The organism is Atlantibacter hermannii (assembly GCF_009907385.1).
Taxonomy (GTDB): domain Bacteria; phylum Pseudomonadota; class Gammaproteobacteria; order Enterobacterales; family Enterobacteriaceae; genus Atlantibacter; species Atlantibacter hermannii_A.
This window is the reverse complement of sequence record NZ_JAAATR010000025.1, coordinates 22499-36679: the sequence shown is the minus strand read 5'-3', so window position 1 is coordinate 36679 and position 14181 is coordinate 22499. Positions and strand designations below refer to the sequence as shown.

Below are 14181 nucleotides of genomic sequence, written 5' to 3'. Positions count from 1 at the left end.
CTTTCCTTAGTACGCGGCTTTATTCACGAAGCCTTTAAAAACTGTGAGAAAAACAATGCGGATATCGAACCACAGGCTCCATTCGCGGATGTATTCCAGGTCGAACTCAATGCGCTTTTCCATTTTTTCCAGCGTGTCGGTTTCTCCGCGCCAGCCGTTGATTTGCGCCCAGCCGGTGATGCCCGGCTTCACTTTGTGGCGCAGCATGTAGCCTTCAATCAGCTCGCGATACTGCTCGTTATGCGCCACGGCGTGCGGGCGCGGCCCGACGATGGACATACTGCCGGTCAGCACATTGATGAACTGCGGAAGCTCGTCCAGCGACGTGCGGCGCAGAAAGTTACCCACCGGGGTGACACGGGGATCGTTTTGCGTGGCCTGGGTGACCACGGCGGCGTTCTCCATCACCTTCATCGAGCGGAATTTCCACACCATAATCGGCTTACCGTCCATGCCGTAGCGGGTCTGGCGGAAAATCACCGGGCCTTTGGAGGTCATTTTCACCGCCAGGGCGATACAGCACAGCACCGGCGAGATCAGCAGCAGGATCAGCGAGGCGAGCACGATATCTTCCGCCCGCTTCAGCAGGCGGTTAATGCCGTTAAGCGGGGTATCGAACAGCGGCACCACCGGCACGCCGTTGACCTCATCGGTGCGCGAATGAAGGATATTGAAGGTGAACACGTCGGGGATCAGCATCACCGAGCAGGTGGTGTCGGAAAGCTGGCGCACCAGCTGCCTGATGCGGACCTCGTCGCTCATCGCCATGGCGATATAGATATTGTGGATTTTGCCGCCTTTGGCATCGTCCACTAACTGTTCCAGATTGCCGGCCCAGTATTGCGATACGCCGCCCGGCTGCGGGTCGTGGTACACACCGGCCACGTCAAAACCAAGCCACGGCTCGTTCCGGAAGCTTTGCACCAGCTCCATACCGACCGGCAGCGTCCCGGCGATCGCGACCCGACGGGTGTTATAGCCGCGATTGCGCAGCCAGCCTGCGCCGAAGCGGATGCAGGAACGGCAAACCACCAGCCCAACGGTCGACAGTAAATACCAGGCGAACCACACAGCAAACCGGGTACTAAAATCATCGTTAAAGGCCAGCAGCCCGGCGCTGAATACCAGGCTTAGCGTCCAGTTTTGCAGCAGCAGCGTCAGCTCGGTGGTGATTTTCACGCCACGCCAGGAGCGATAGAAGTCCGTGATCCCGCCGATCATCTGGAACACCACCAGCGTCAACAGCGCAATCAATAAGTACAGGTATAAAAATGGCAAGCCGTTGATTTTGCAGATTATCCATAATCCACCAAACATAATGGCGATATCAGAAAACCGCTGCACCATTGAGATTAACGATGCATTTGTTTTGGCTCGCTCGCGCTTTTTTAGCGTTGTCATCGTTGGTCCTGTTAGTCGCGCTTACGCGCTGGAATGGGGATAAGCGGGGGCGCATATCCGTAAATCACGCTTACGGACATGCGCGAGCAGACTCGCTTTGCTTAAACGCCTCTCCCGTCGCGATCCTCAAAACGCACGATATCGTCCTCTTCCAGATAGGCGCCGGAACGCACTTCAATGAGATCAAGGGGGATCTTTCCCGGATTTTCCAGACGGTGTGGCGTACCAAAGGGGATGTAAATGGATTCGTTTTCACCGAGCAAACGGACTTCACCGTTCATGGTGACCTGGGCTGTCCCCGCTACGACAATCCAGTGCTCGGCACGATGATGGTGCATTCTGAGAGAGAAACCCTCGCCCGGTTTTACCCGAATGCGTTTCACCTGATAGCGCTCGCCTTCGTCGATAGAGTCATATTTTCCCCACGGACGAAAAACTTCGCGGTGGATGTGATGTTCGTGGCGACCATCGGCTTTGAGTTGTTCCACCACTTTTTTCACATCCTGAACCTGGTTGCGGTCGGCGATCAGCACCGCATCTTTGGTTTGCACCACGACCAGATCTTTAACCCCTACAGTGGTAACCAGCCCGGATTCAGCGTAGACATAGCTATTCTCGGTTCGATGGCTGATCACATCACCGTGATGCACATTACCTTCCGGGGTACGGGAGCTGATTTCCCACAGTGAGGACCACGATCCTACGTCGCTCCATCCGGCATTCATCGGCACGACTACTGCGTCATCAGTATGTTCCATTACCGCGTAATCAATGGATTCGTCGGGGCAGGAAAGAAAGGCCTCTTCATTAATGCGCACAAAATCAAGGTCGGGATCAACGGTTTCCATCGCCTGCTGGCAAACCGCCATAATGTCAGGACGATATTTTTCCAACTCTTCAAGATAGCGGCCGGCACGGAACAGAAACATGCCGCTGTTCCAGTAATAATCCCCGCCTGAAAGATACGCTTGCGCAGTGGACAAATCGGGTTTTTCGACGAATTCCGCCACGTCAAAAGCCACTGCATCAACTTTGATTTCTGCCTGGCAAACGCTGCCGCGACGGATATAGCCATAACCGGTTTCCGGGGCGTCAGGCACAATACCGAAGGTCACCAGTTTACCGCCCACCGCCAGGGGGATTGCCGCCTGAACCGCATCATGAAATGCCTGTTCTTCCTGAATGATATGATCGGCGGCTAACACCAACATCAGGGGATCTTCATTTGGGCTGGCGCGCAGCGCCGCAAGAGCCGCTAATGCCACAGCAGGCGCAGTATTGCGGCCAACGGGTTCCAGGATGATGTTTTCAGCCAGTTTCCCCAGATCGCGTAACTGCTCCGCCACAATGAATCGATGTTGTTCATTGCAAATCACCACCGGGTTTTTACACGCCACGCGATCCAGTCGGGAAACCGTCGCCTGAAGCATCGTAAGTTCGCCTTTCAGGCAAAGAAATTGCTTGGGATAAAGAACGCGGGACAGCGGCCATAAGCGGCTACCTGAGCCTCCCGCCATAATAACCGGATAAAGAGTGGACTGATTCATGGCTTAACCCCGTATATGTTCAATAAATTGGCTTAGCACGTTCTCCTTTTCGAGCGTGCGTTCGGCATATTCACGTGCCAGCGTGTTGTTTTCCGGCATTTTTAAAGCGCTCAGAATGCCCTGCTCCAGCGCATCCACCGATTCCGGCTCCACGCACACGGCAATCCCCGGCGTGGTCAGGCAAAGTTGACCGAGTTCCGTGTGCGGTTCGGCGGTGATCACCGCGTTACCGCCCACCGCCAGAATGTTGGTTAGCTTTGAAGGCAATACCGCGTCCGCCGCGCCGCGCCGCTGGATCACCAGATGGCAGTCGGCCAGCGCCAGCAGCGCCGGCAAATCCTCATACGGCTGCAATGGCATAAACTGCACGTTAGTCAGCCCGCGCTGGGCGACCAGCGCTTCCAGCCGCGCTTTACCGCCGCCCTGCCCGACGATCAAAAACAGCCACGGCTGCGAGCGGGCGCGATCCGCCACCGCAATCAGGTTCTCCAGCCCCTGCTTTTCACCGATATTGCCGGAATAAAGCACAATCTTTTTCTCCGCCGGGAGCGCCAGCCGTTGACGCAGCGCCGCCACGTCAGTGGCAGGCACATCGCGAAAGCGCGCCACTTCGGACCAGTTAGGGAAAAAAATGGTGCGTTCGGGCGGCACGCCTTTCTCAGTGGCTTTGTTGATCATGGAATGAGAGATGGTCGAGACGTTATCCACGCCCAGCAGGCCGCTGCGTTCAAACGCGGCCGCCAGCTTCGCCACCGCGCCGCGTTTGCCGCCCGCCATGCCGAGCCCCAGCATGGCGTCCACTTCATAGTCCTGAATATGCAGCAGGGTTTTCGCGCCAGAGAGTTTTGCCAGCAGACGCATACCCGGCGTGCAAAACAGCGTCGGCACCACGCCGATGATGCGGTCCGGCTTCCAGCGGCGCTGGGACAGCAGCGGGAACAGCGAGCTGAGCGCAAAACTGCCGAGGTGCAGCAGACGCTTCACCGTCGAAGGCTGTTTCGGCACATACAGCGGGCAGCGCCACACCGTGGCCGCGCCGGTTTCTTTGCGCCAGCGCCAGGCCGAGTAGTTTTCGCCTACCTGCCAGGCTGGGTAGTACGGCGGCGCGGTAATGACGCGCACGTCATGCCCCTGACGCGTCATCCACTCCACCATCTCGCCGGTGTATTTACCGATGCCGGTTAATTCGGGGGAGTAATTGATGCCGTACACCAGAATTTTCATAACCCCAGCACTCCGTCCTGGAGCGCCTCGTTGAAGTAGGCTCGGGTGTTGTAATGCACCTGTTCATCCTCCGCCAGCGCGGCGGATTTTCTCCAGCAATAGGCGTCATGCTGCTGCACCGGCAAACTGAGCTCGTCTTTACGAACCCGCAGGCGAAAACCCAACACCACGTAATGGGTGGAAAAATCGCCGCCGGAAAAATTGTCATCATAGAAGTGTTGCCAGACACCAAAGAATCGCGCGTCACTCAGACAAAACCCCTGGCCTAATTCTGCCTGGGTTAGGCGACTGAATGCCTGCTCCAGCGATTCGTCTTTTAGCACCCGCCCGCCAGGCACAAACCAGTAGCCCTGGGCGGGGCGGTTAGTGCGTTTGCCCACCAGAAAATCGCCATGCTCGTTTTCTACGATCAGATCCAACGAAATCAGCGGCGTTAAACGCACCACGGTGGAAAACTGTTCATGATCGAGAAACATGATTACCCCCGGAACTGCTGTTGATTTTCCTGAAACCACTGGTAGGTACTGGCAAGCCCTTGCTCCAGTGATACCTCATGAAACCAGCCGAGATTGTGGAGCCGGGAGACATCAAGTAGTTTGCGCGGCGTGCCATCAGGTTTGGTCGCATCAAACACGACACGGCCCCGATACCCGGTTACCTGAGCGACCGTTTGCGCCAGTTCACGAATGGTGCAGTCCACACCAGTACCGACGTTAATGTGCGACAGCATCGGTTCGGTGTTTTCTTCCCATACCTCTTTGTCCAGTTCCATCACATGAATACTGGCTGCGGCCATATCATCCACATGTAAGAATTCACGCATCGGCGTACCGCTGCCCCACACCACCACATCCGGCGCATTACTGATGGTCGCCTCGTGGAAACGGCGCAACAATGCCGGGATCACATGAGAGTTGTTGGGATGAAAATTATCGTTCGGACCATAAAGGTTGGTGGGCATCACCGAGCGGTAATCGCGGCCATATTGCCGGTTATAAGATTCGCAGAGCTTGATGCCGGCAATTTTAGCGATAGCATAAGGTTCGTTTGTCGGTTCCAGCGTCCCTTGCAATAACTCGCTTTCTTTAATGGGCTGGTTAGCCAATTTGGGATAAATGCAGGAGGATCCCAGGAAAAGCAATTTCGCCACGTTATGCGTGTGCGCAGCGTGGATCACATTGCTTTCCATCATCATATTTTCGTAAATAAAATCAGTAGGATAACTATTGTTAGCCACGATTCCGCCCACTTTAGCGGCCGCCAGATAAACCTGATCAATCGCTTCGCTGGCAAAAAACGCGTTCACTGCCTGGGTATCCAGTAAGTTCAACTCATCGCGGGTACGTAAAACCAGTTCGATATCGTCACGCTGCCCCAGCTGGCGAACAATTGCTGAACCCACCATGCCACGATGGCCTGCAACATAAACTCGTTGTTTTTTCATTATCAGGACTCCAGCGCGAGGGCGACTTCATAACCATGAGATTTAAGCAATGCATGCTTTTTGGCCGCCTCGAGATCGGTTTCAATCATATCGGCCACCATTTCCTGAAGCGTAATTTCCGGCTTCCAGCCCAGTTTCTCGTGGGCTTTGGTCGGGTCGCCCAGCAGGGTTTCCACTTCCGCCGGACGGAAATAACGCGGATCGACGGCGATAATCACATCGCCCGGCTTCACGCCCGGCGCGTCATCCCCATTCACCGAGACCACAATGCCCTTCTCTTCCACGCCCTTGCCTTCAAAACGCAGTGTGATGCCGAGCTGCGCGGCGGCCATTTCCACGAATTCACGCACGGAATACTGCACGCCGGTGGCGATCACGAAGTCTTCCGGCTGCGCCTGTTGCAACATCATCCACTGCATTTTCACGTAGTCTTTGGCGTGGCCCCAGTCGCGCAGGGAGTCCATGTTGCCGAGGTACAGGCAGGATTCGAGGCCCTGGGCGATATTGGCAATGGCGCGGGTGATTTTGCGGGTCACGAAGGTTTCGCCGCGGCGCGGGGATTCGTGGTTAAACAAAATGCCGTTGCAGGCGTACATGCCGTAGGATTCACGGTAGTTCACGGTGATCCAGTAGGCGTAAAGTTTGGCGACCGCATACGGCGAGCGCGGATAGAACGGCGTGGTCTCTTTCTGCGGGATCTCCTGCACCAGACCATACAGTTCAGAGGTCGATGCCTGGTAGAAGCGCGTTTTCTTTTCCAGCCCCAAAAAACGGATCGCTTCTAACAGGCGCAGCGTGCCCATGGCATCCACATCGGCGGTGTATTCCGGCGATTCAAAGGAGACCGCCACGTGGCTCATCGCCCCGAGGTTATAAACTTCATCCGGCTGCACTTCCTGGAGAATACGCGTCAGGTTGGTGGTATCCGTCAAATCACCGTAGTGCAGGTGGAATTTGGGGTTGCTGGCATGCGGATCCTGATAAATATGGTCCACCCGTTCGGTATTAAAAGAAGAGGCGCGGCGCTTGATGCCGTGAACTTCGTAACCTTTCTCCAGCAACAGTTCGGCCAGATAGGATCCATCTTGTCCGGTTACCCCCGTAATGAGAGCCACTTTACTCATGATTTACTTTTCCTCTGTTTAAATCGGGCCTGGTGTTAACTCGCCAGACTGCTGTTTACACGCTCGCGAATAATTTCCGCTGGATTACCGCGACAAATCACATTGCCGGGTAACGATTTAAATACGCTGCTCCGCGCGCCGATTACGGTGCCCTCGCCAATCGAAACGCCGGGCGCGACAAACACATCGGTCGCCAGCCAGCATTTGTCGCCAATCACAATCGGTTTGGCATAAATATCAAAATGGGCGCTCAAATAATCATGGCTGCCGGTACATAAATAACTTTTCTGGGAAATAACCGCATTCGCGCCGATGGTAATATCGCCGAGGGTATATAACACCGCGTCATCGCCAACCCAGGCATAATCGCCCAGCGTTAATTTCCAGGGGTAAGTAATTTTTACCGAAGGACGAATCACCACGCCCTTACCAATTCGCGCACCAAACAGTCGTAATAAAAAAGCGCGCCAGCGATAGGCGATTTGCGGCGACCAGGAAAATAAGGTTTTCTGAACCGCCCACCATAACTGAACTTTAACAGGATGCCCGCCACGGAAATTTTTTGGAACCGAGAATTCTCTTAATTCTTGCATCGGTTTTCCTTATCTTTTAATTCACTATTGCGAGGGATTAGAAATTCAGGATGCAGATCTCCCCGCCCTGAAAAGAGCGTAAAATTAATTTCCCTTCGTTAATTAAAATTAATTTTTTTGGTAAAGCGCTTTGGTTTTACCGGTAGTACGTACCCGTAACCAATAAGAAAGCTCAGCCCAAAAACCGGGCACACCTAAAATAGTGCGCTGAACGTTTTTCGCATCCCGGCATAATTCCAGATTATTGGCGGTGGAGACGCCGCCCATTGAAAATTCCGACACCAATCCCTCAAGGCGTTTAAAGGGATAGCCGGCTTTATACAGTTTTGCCGCCAGCGCATAATCAGACGAGACTTTATATTGCAGATCGTAAGGGTGAGATTTTAATCCCTGCATCGGGAAAAATATCGCCTGATGGCTGGCCGGTAAGCTGTGGTAAATATACCAGCCCTGTTTAGCGCTACGCCGGGTTTTACGACCGTTGCCGAAATCCAGCAGCGCATCGCCAATGATCATCGACGGCCGCTGCATCGGGAGCGTCGCCAGCTGGCGCACAAATTGCGCCACGTCAGGGTGAAACACATCCCCGGAGTTTAAAAACAGGGCGTAATCGCCGTGAGCAAGCTGAATGCCTTTGTTCATGGCGTCATAAATGCCGCGATCTTTTTCGCTGACGTAACGTAACGCGTACTGCCCGTTGCGGCTTTTCAGGAATTCCTCCGTGCCGTCTGCGGAGCCGCCATCCACCACAATCCATTCAAAATCGATAGTGGGGTCGACTGCCAGATGCGCCAGCGATCGCCATGTTTTTTCCACCCCGGCAAGATTTTTCCAGGCCACCGTAATGACGCTTAATCGCATTATTCTCTCTCCTGCACGTGAGGCTGCCCGATGGCCTTGCGTAGAATAAACGGGCAGACAATTAAAAAGGCATATTCGGGGCTAAATATCGAACCGGTAAAGAACAGGGAAATCGGCGTAAATAACCATAGCTGCACCCGGAAATTAGGATTATCGCCAAAGGCACGCGCTATCATTTTGCCGACTTTCCACAAATACCAGCCGGTTAAAATAACCGCCAGCCATGAAAAATAAATAATCAACAGATACAGACCATTGTCTATGGTTTTACCGACGTCCGCACCGTTAAATATTCCGAATGACGCCACATATTCGTAAAGCGAACCGAAACGCACCACGCCATCAATATGGGTTAAAGAATAACCGACCATCACCAGTGGGCCGATAATGCGATAATAGGATGACGAGCCTTCTGTCCCTAAATCGCCAATACGGGTGGCAATATAGGGAAACGCAAAAATCAGGCCCACCATAAACACCGCCAGGGAAATAATCGCCAGCGGCAGTTTTTTACGCAGCGCATTTTTGTTGAGATAGTGAAACGCCCACTCCAGCAGATAAAACAGGATAAAGGTCATTACCCCGGAGAACGACCCTGAAAGAATGATACCTGACAGGATCATCGCGTCGGCTTTCGGCGTTTTGAGGCCAAACTGTTTAATGCACAGCCAGATTGAGATTAACGCCAGCGCGAAAAATGCCGGTTCAAAATAGAGCGCCGTGGTTCGCCTGCCGCCAAACTTAATAAAGTTCATGACATAGCTGTTGCTGTAGATCAGATATTTTGAGATGGCCTCCATTAACGAGCTGCCGCCGCTCAAAATAATCTGCGCCATTTCCACACAGGCGATGGCGACAATAATACCCGTCACCAGATAAAACAGCCGCAGCACCTTGCGGTAATTGCGCGGCGACAGGGTCTTAAAGCGAATGCTCCAGGTCATACCGATAATAATCACGATATAGACAAACAGCATGGTCGAGGTGACGTATTTCGAGGCGTCCAGCGACTGACCAAACAGATAGTTGAATAGCGTCAGCCCAGCCCCCAGCCCCAGCGCGATCATCAGTTTCTTCAGGTTGATGCGCTCGACGTACAGCAACAGCAAGACCGGCAAAAACGTCACCACCGTCACGGGAAAGCTCTCGCCCAGTTGCAGCAGCTTGACGTTAACCAGCAGATAAATCAGCGGCAGCAACAGATAGCTACAGACTCTGATAGAACGAGACATACTCCTCCAGCATCTGTTTGCCGCTGTAGGCCTCGCGACTGGCGGTTTTAAACGCCTCGAGAGACAGACCAAAAATGGATCCTGCGATCTGCGCGCGGTTTTGCTGCGCCAGCGCGATCGCGTCCTGCTCATCCACCGTCCGCCCGCCGGATTTTTCCAGCACTTCCCGCGCCGCATCGCTGTGGGTGGCAATCACCGGCACGCCGATGGACAAGGCTTCGCACAGGATCAACGGGTAGTTATCCACCCGTGAGCTAAACAGCAGCGCATCCATCTGGTTCAGCTCGCCCATCAGCTGCCGCTTATCGGTGAGAAAACCGTGGTTCACCACATTGCTGCCTTCAAACGGCGAGAATTTACCGAAGGTGTGGACTTCCACCTTATCCCCCAGCGCGACGATATCGCGCACCAGCTGCTGGCGGGTTTTCCCGTCGTAGCGCAGGTCGTGAGCCACTACGGCGATTTTCGGCGCGCCGCTGGACGGCGGCGGCGGCGGCAGCTCGGCGAGGATCGACTCGGTGGCGACGTCGATGCCGTTATTAATAATCTGGCAGCGGCCCACGCCGTAGATCTGGTTAAATGCCCGGGCAACGTGCTGGCTGGGGGAGATAAACAGGCAGCCAAGCGCCAGCATCTTGCGGAACAGAAAGCGCTTCGCCGCGATTTGCTGATGCGCGCGGTCGATTTTCACCGGCGGATAGTTGGTAAGCGTCGGGCATTTACCGCAGCCGCGCGTCCAGCCGTCGCAGCCGTCGAGAAAGGCGCAGCGCCCGGTCACGCTCCAGTGATCGTGCAGCGTCCAGACCAGCCGGACATCCGGCTTATGGGCGGTGACGCGCTCGGCGAATTCCACCACCTGTTCCAGATTCAGCCAGTAGCTGTGCAGCACGTGGAAATGCAGCACCACCGGTCCGCTGGTACGGGTCACCTTGCGGTATAACCCATTGAGGTTGCCGAACAGGTCGCGGTTAACAAACCGGAACAGCGCGATATTAGCCACCGACGTCAGGCGCGGGGTGTGCTTTTCCACCTGAGCGTACTGCTGATGGCTCACGCTTTTCCTGCCGCCCTTGCCGTAGCCATAGATGAAGCGCGAGGCCAGCCCCTGCTGTAAGGCGCGCTGATGCAGATCCAGCGCCACGCCCGCCGCGCCGCCTTCAGCGAGGCGCACGTTAAATTGCATAATATTCATTTGATTACCTTCACGCGGGCCTTCTCGCCCGTCACCAGCGCGTTATCCGGCACGCTGTCCATCACCACGCTGCCCGCGCCGATGGTGGCGTGATGACCAATGGTGATATCGCCAATCAGGATGGCGTTCGCACCCAGTTCCACGCCGTTGCCAATCACCGGGCAGGCCAGGCTGTCGCCGCCGCGATTGCCGATGGTGACGCCGTGGCGGATCACGAAATCATCCCCCGCCACCACGTTTTTATTAATCACCACCGCGTAGCCGTGATGAATGGTGAAGCGTCGGCCAATGGTCGCCGCCGCCTGGATTTCATAGCCGAACAGGCATTCGGTGACGATCCGGTACAGCACCAGCACCGGCGCGGCCCAAAGATTGTTGATGACGTTTTTCTTGCGCCGCACTGAGCAGAAATGCGCGATGCGATAGGCCAGAACCATGCAGCACGGACGCAGGCTCCAGCTATTAGCGCGGCAGTCTTCCAGCAGCATCATTTCCCCCGCAGGCTGTAGGCCAGCCGTTTGGTATTGCGCAGCGACAGCAGCCTCAGGCAGGTGCGCCAGTTCATTCGCTTATTGCGGATCTGGTACAGGGTAAACAGCTGATACTTCTTGCTGGCCCGATCGAAAATCCCTTTGTGCTTGCGGTAAAACTGGAAGTAACCGGAAAACTGCTTTGCCGATTTGGTGATCTGCATTTCACCGTGGTTGATGTGCAGAATTTGGGTTGCGGCCTCGACTTTCCATGGCTCGCCGTAGCGCAGCACCATGCGCAAAAAAATGTCGTAATCCTGAGCCGCCGCCAGCGAGGTATCGAACAGCGACGCTTTAAAGCGCCACGCCCAGCTGAATACCTGGTTGCCGATGATGTTGCGCTTGTAGAACAGCTTTCGCGACCATGGCGATTTCGGGTACAACGGCAGGCTGGCCGGCTGGGTATACACCTCGCCTTCGCAGACATAGTCGTTGGCGTAGAGAAACGCGTGATCGTTTAGACGATGAGCCTCGCGCAAAAACACCGACAGGCGCTCCGGCGTCCACTCGTCGTCGTCGTCGATGCCGGTAATAAATTCACCGCGCGCCTGCTGGATCGCCTGATTGCGCACCGCACAGGCGCCGCTGTTGATCTCATTGCGCACATAGGTCACGCGCGGATCGTTAAGCTGCGCGACAAACTCGCTGAGCTGCTGCCAGGAGGCGGAACAGTCGTCCACCACAATCATTTCCCAATGGTCGTAATCCTGGCGCAATACCGATTTGATGGCGCGGATCGCCAGCTGCTGGCGGTTCCATGTCGGCATATAGATTGAAATTAAAGGCCGTTGCGCGTGTGCCATGTTCCATTCCCCTGGCGTGAAAAAAAAGCGGTTGATGACGAAAGGCCCCGGCGCGAACCGGGGCGCGGGTTATTTACTGTCCGACTGGTATTCGTACTCGTAATAGCCGTAATCCTGATAGCCGGTGGCGCGGCGGAAGATGGAGTTGAGAATGACCCCTTTCACCGCAATGCCGTTCTGCTCAAAGCGGTTCAGGCTGGTTTCCACCTCTTTCAGGGTGTTAACGGCGTAACGCGCCACCATCAGCGTGGTGCCGGCATGACGTCCGGCAATTGCGGCATCGGTCACCGCCAGGATCGGCGGGGTGTCGATGAGCACCAGGTCGTAATGTTTACTGGCCCAGGCGATCAGCGCGCCAAAGCGCTCGCTCATTAACAGTTCCGACGGGTTGGGCGGCACCTGGCCGCGCGGCACCAGATCGAATCCGGCAATCGAGGTGGGACGCGCGCAGGAGGCGATATCCCCCTGCCCGGCCAGCACGTCCGACAGGCCGTTGACGTTGTTGGTGCCCAGCAGTTCATGGGTGTAGCCCTTACGCATGTCGCAGTCGATCAGCAATACCCGTTTGTCGGTCTGGCTGATCACCGCCGCGAGGTTGGCGCAGACGAAGGTTTTACCGATTGACGGGCTGACCCCGGTGAGCATCAGCACGTTATTGTTGGCCTGCATCATGGCGAAATGCAGGCTGGTGCGCAGGCTGCGGATGGCCTCAATAGCCAGATCTGTCGGGTTGCCCACCGCCAGCAGTTGGCTCTGCTTAAAGCGCTTCACGCCCCTGACGGTTTTGACGCTATCGCGGGCTTTCTGCCATTCCGACAGCGGAATGCTGGCGTATACGCTGATGCCCGACTCTTCCAGCACCTGCGGGCTTTCAATGCCGCGATTAAACAGCGAGCGCAGCAGCACCCCGACAATCGACAGCATCAGGCCCAGCAGAATGCTGCCGAGAATGATTAAGCCTTTTTTCGGTTTCAGCACCCCCGGCTGGGCGATGGCCGCATCGACGATGCGCACGTCGCCCACGGTGCTGGCCTCGGTGATTTTCAGCTCCTGCTGTTTATTCAGCAGTTGCATATACACCTGCTGACCAGATTCCACATCGCGGGTCAGACGCACGATTTCCTGCTGGGTTTCCGGCATGGCGGTAACGCGGTTGTTCAGCCGCCCTTTTTCGTCCTCCAGCGCGCGGCGCTTTTCCAGCAGCGTGCGGTAGGCCGGGTGCGCTTTGGTGTACAGCTTGGAAATTTCCGCCTCTTTAAAGGTCAATTCATTGAGCTGGGCGTCGATATTGACCATGGAATCCAGCACCGCTTTGGCTTCCAGCGGCAGATCGACGGAATCTTTTTTCTGGCGATAGGCGTTGAGTTTATTTTCCGCCTCGTCCAGCCGGGCGCGCACTTCCGGCAACTGCTTCGCCAGGAACGCCAGGCTTTTTGATGCCTCTTCGGATTTGCGCGCGACGTTCTGCTCGAGATAGTTGCGGGTGATGCTGTTTAAAATCGCGCGGATTTGATCCCGGTCTTCGCCGGTAAAGGTCAGGCTCAGGACCCCGGTGTCTTTGCCGTTTTCAGTGACCGTCAGGCTGTTCTTCAACTGATTGATCATGCCGAGGGTGGAATATTTGGTGATCGTAAACTCGCTGCCGGTTTGCGCCTTAATCGCCTTCACCAGCAGGGTTACGCCCTGTTTGTTCAGCGGCTCGCCCACTTTCCCCCGGGCGCTAAACCCGTCGTCGCTGGTCAACTGGTACTGCTGCGGCCCCAGCACTTCGAGAGTAAAGGTGGCTTTCGCCATCCCGGCGGGCAGCGTAAAGGTCTCGACCGCGACCGTATCGTTCTGGCGGCCCATCAGGCGATCCCAGCCCGCGCCAAACAGCGGGAAACTGTTTTTCTCGACCGCGATGTCCAGGTTGAGATCGTCAACGGTTTTGCCCAGCACCAGCCGCGACTGGATCAGCTGGATTTCGGCGTCCGAGGCGGGCGGTTTGTCCGATAACGCGCTGTTGATGTCCTGCACGATGGAGTTGCCGGTGTTTTGTTCGATTTGCACCAGCGCGTCGGCGCTGTAGATGGGCGTGGCGAACATAACGTACACCGTCGCCAGCAGCGCGAACGCGGCGGTGATGCCCAGCACCCACCAGCGGGCTTCGATCACGGTGCCGATCAGGCGCCCGATATCAATTTCATCGTTGCCTTCGGTCGCGGAGGCGGCATTCATTTTTGCTGTCATG

General features: G+C 55.7%; 13 protein-coding genes. All 13 read right to left on the bottom strand.

Features of this window, described 5'->3' with window-relative positions; all coding sequences use genetic code 11:
- Positions 1-6: 6 nt before the first annotated feature.
- Positions 7-1401 (bottom strand): undecaprenyl-phosphate glucose phosphotransferase, encoded by a 1395-nt coding sequence (gene wcaJ / locus GV764_RS07740; RefSeq protein WP_161659647.1) that lies wholly within the window; start codon positions 1399-1401, stop codon positions 7-9.
- Positions 1402-1502: 101 nt separating this feature from the next.
- On the bottom strand, positions 1503-2948 hold the full coding sequence (gene cpsB / locus GV764_RS07735; protein WP_161659646.1) for a mannose-1-phosphate guanyltransferase: 1446 nt from the start codon (positions 2946-2948) through the stop codon (positions 1503-1505).
- A gap of 3 nt (positions 2949-2951) precedes the next feature.
- Positions 2952-4172: a colanic acid biosynthesis fucosyltransferase WcaI gene (gene wcaI / locus GV764_RS07730; RefSeq protein ID WP_161659645.1), complete on the bottom strand. Its 1221-nt coding sequence runs from the start codon at positions 4170-4172 to the stop codon at positions 2952-2954.
- Positions 4169-4648 carry a GDP-mannose mannosyl hydrolase gene (locus tag GV764_RS07725; RefSeq protein WP_161659644.1) on the bottom strand — a complete coding sequence of 160 codons (480 nt, stop codon included), beginning with the start codon at positions 4646-4648 and terminating at the stop codon, positions 4169-4171. The genes wcaI and GV764_RS07725 overlap by 4 nt, the downstream gene beginning before the upstream one ends.
- A gap of 2 nt (positions 4649-4650) precedes the next feature.
- Positions 4651-5616 (bottom strand): GDP-L-fucose synthase, encoded by a 966-nt coding sequence (fcl, locus tag GV764_RS07720; RefSeq protein WP_125292415.1) that lies wholly within the window; start codon positions 5614-5616, stop codon positions 4651-4653.
- A gap of 2 nt (positions 5617-5618) precedes the next feature.
- Positions 5619-6740, bottom strand: a complete 1122-nt coding sequence (gene gmd, locus GV764_RS07715; protein ID WP_161659643.1) for a GDP-mannose 4,6-dehydratase — start codon at positions 6738-6740, stop codon at positions 5619-5621.
- Positions 6741-6775: 35 nt separating this feature from the next.
- Complete coding sequence (wcaF, locus tag GV764_RS07710) at positions 6776-7333, bottom strand: colanic acid biosynthesis acetyltransferase WcaF (RefSeq protein WP_161659642.1); 558 nt, start codon at positions 7331-7333, stop codon at positions 6776-6778.
- Between the two features lie 108 nt (positions 7334-7441).
- The gene (gene wcaE, locus GV764_RS07705; protein WP_161659641.1) at positions 7442-8194 is read right to left on the bottom strand and encodes a colanic acid biosynthesis glycosyltransferase WcaE; all 753 of its coding nucleotides are present in this window, start codon (positions 8192-8194) and stop codon (positions 7442-7444) included.
- A complete protein-coding gene (gene wcaD / locus GV764_RS07700) occupies positions 8194-9426 on the bottom strand; it encodes a colanic acid polymerase WcaD (RefSeq protein ID WP_161659640.1) in 1233 nt (410 codons plus the stop codon). Before wcaD ends, wcaE begins: the two co-directional genes overlap by 1 nt.
- Positions 9401-10618 carry a colanic acid biosynthesis glycosyltransferase WcaC gene (gene wcaC / locus GV764_RS07695; RefSeq protein ID WP_161659639.1) on the bottom strand — a complete coding sequence of 406 codons (1218 nt, stop codon included), beginning with the start codon at positions 10616-10618 and terminating at the stop codon, positions 9401-9403. Before wcaC ends, wcaD begins: the two co-directional genes overlap by 26 nt.
- Complete coding sequence (wcaB, locus tag GV764_RS07690; RefSeq protein WP_161659665.1) at positions 10615-11103, bottom strand: colanic acid biosynthesis acetyltransferase WcaB; 489 nt, start codon at positions 11101-11103, stop codon at positions 10615-10617. The genes wcaC and wcaB overlap by 4 nt, the downstream gene beginning before the upstream one ends.
- Positions 11104-11105: 2 nt before the next feature.
- On the bottom strand, positions 11106-11951 hold the full coding sequence (gene wcaA / locus GV764_RS07685) for a colanic acid biosynthesis glycosyltransferase WcaA (RefSeq protein WP_161659638.1): 846 nt from the start codon (positions 11949-11951) through the stop codon (positions 11106-11108).
- Positions 11952-12020: 69 nt separating this feature from the next.
- Positions 12021-14180, bottom strand: a complete 2160-nt coding sequence (gene wzc, locus GV764_RS07680) for a tyrosine-protein kinase Wzc (RefSeq protein WP_161659637.1) — start codon at positions 14178-14180, stop codon at positions 12021-12023.
- Position 14181 lies beyond the last annotated feature (1 nt).

Coding starts and splice junctions, on each gene's coding strand:
- wcaI (WP_161659645.1), bottom strand. CDS start 4,172: ATGAAAATTCTGGTGTACGGCATCAATTACTCCCCCGAATTAACCGGC.
- cpsB (WP_161659646.1), bottom strand. CDS start 2,948: ATGAATCAGTCCACTCTTTATCCGGTTATTATGGCGGGAGGCTCAGGT.
- wzc (WP_161659637.1), bottom strand. CDS start 14,180: ATGACAGCAAAAATGAATGCCGCCTCCGCGACCGAAGGCAACGATGAA.
- wcaC (WP_161659639.1), bottom strand. CDS start 10,618: ATGAATATTATGCAATTTAACGTGCGCCTCGCTGAAGGCGGCGCGGCG.
- wcaF (WP_161659642.1), bottom strand. CDS start 7,333: ATGCAAGAATTAAGAGAATTCTCGGTTCCAAAAAATTTCCGTGGCGGG.
- wcaJ (WP_161659647.1), bottom strand. CDS start 1,401: ATGACAACGCTAAAAAAGCGCGAGCGAGCCAAAACAAATGCATCGTTA.
- wcaD (WP_161659640.1), bottom strand. CDS start 9,426: ATGTCTCGTTCTATCAGAGTCTGTAGCTATCTGTTGCTGCCGCTGATT.
- wcaE (WP_161659641.1), bottom strand. CDS start 8,194: ATGCGATTAAGCGTCATTACGGTGGCCTGGAAAAATCTTGCCGGGGTG.
- fcl (WP_125292415.1), bottom strand. CDS start 5,616: ATGAAAAAACAACGAGTTTATGTTGCAGGCCATCGTGGCATGGTGGGT.
- GV764_RS07725 (WP_161659644.1), bottom strand. CDS start 4,648: ATGTTTCTCGATCATGAACAGTTTTCCACCGTGGTGCGTTTAACGCCG.
- wcaA (WP_161659638.1), bottom strand. CDS start 11,951: ATGGCACACGCGCAACGGCCTTTAATTTCAATCTATATGCCGACATGG.
- gmd (WP_161659643.1), bottom strand. CDS start 6,740: ATGAGTAAAGTGGCTCTCATTACGGGGGTAACCGGACAAGATGGATCC.